Here is a 1,106-nt window from a genome sequence, read left to right as displayed (position 1 = left end):
AAACCTATCGAAGACATTGAGGTCGGAGATATGGTTCTTGCCAAAGACGATGAGACAGGCGAGATGGCTTACAAGGAAGTGGAATGGCTCTTCCAACGGGACGTTGAAGAAACGTATAATATTACTGTTGGCAGCGAGGACATAACGACAACCGATGAGCATCCATTCTGGCTTGTCGGTAAAGGTTGGGTGGAAGCACAGTACCTAGCGGTGGGCGATGTTCTGACAACCTCGGATGGCAAGGAATTAGCCATTGAGAAGATTGAGGTTAAGAAGGAACATGCTACAGTTTATAATTTCAAGGTGAAGGACTTCCATACGTATTTTGTCTCGAACCTTGGGCTTTGGACTCACAATGCATGTGGTGTTAATAAATGGGGTAACCAAAAGACGTTACAAGACCATTTTGATAGGCATGGTGCTGATTTTGGTGCAAAGACCCCTGATGAATATGCTAAGAAGGCAAATAACTTCTTTAATAACAGAAGTAAGTACCAGATTAAAACTGATACTGATGGAACAATCAGAGTGTATGATTCGAAAACAAATACATACGGATCATACAATGCTGACGGTACAACCAAAACTTATTATAAGCCAACATCGCCAACTTATTGGAGCAGGCAACCAGGGAAGTGAGGTAAATATGAAGAATCGATGTTTTGTATGCATTTATGACGGACTTTTTGAACCTCCGTATGATGATAGAGGAGTCTCCTCTGACGAAATATGTCCATGTTGTGGATTTCATTACGGTTACGATGACGATGACGTAATTGATAAAGAGTTTGTTTACAAAGAATGGAGAGAAAAGTGGATTAGTAATGGTTGTATATGGTTCTCAAAAGGACGAAAACATCCTAAAGATTGGAATCCTACCGAGCAATTGAAAGGACTTAAATGATTAATATCAACCTTGAGGGAATATTCCTTCAAGGTTTTTTCTTTTCCCACCCAGTGCCGAATGAATTTGGCGGCTATGTCAAAGATAACTTAACCCTCATCAGTTCCATATGAGTTTTTCCTAATTCGGATGTACGCACATTATTTGTTTCAAGTGTTGAATATTTTACCCCACCTGGTCAGATGGTATGATCCAAGTATCG

The 1,106-nt window shown here is 40.3% G+C and carries 1 protein-coding gene; it reads left to right on the top strand.

Annotation, left to right across the window (positions count from 1 at the left end; all coding sequences use genetic code 11):
* The coding region (locus A372_RS38150; protein ID WP_019418893.1) for a polymorphic toxin-type HINT domain-containing protein at positions 1-639 on the top strand (639 nt) is incomplete at its 5' end.
* Positions 640-1,106: the final 467 nt, after the last annotated feature.

Origin of the sequence: Paenibacillus sp. OSY-SE, from assembly GCF_000283315.1 — a bacterium.
GTDB lineage: Bacteria > Bacillota > Bacilli > Paenibacillales > Paenibacillaceae > Paenibacillus_B > Paenibacillus_B profundus.
This window is presented reverse-complemented; position numbering and strand designations above follow the sequence as displayed.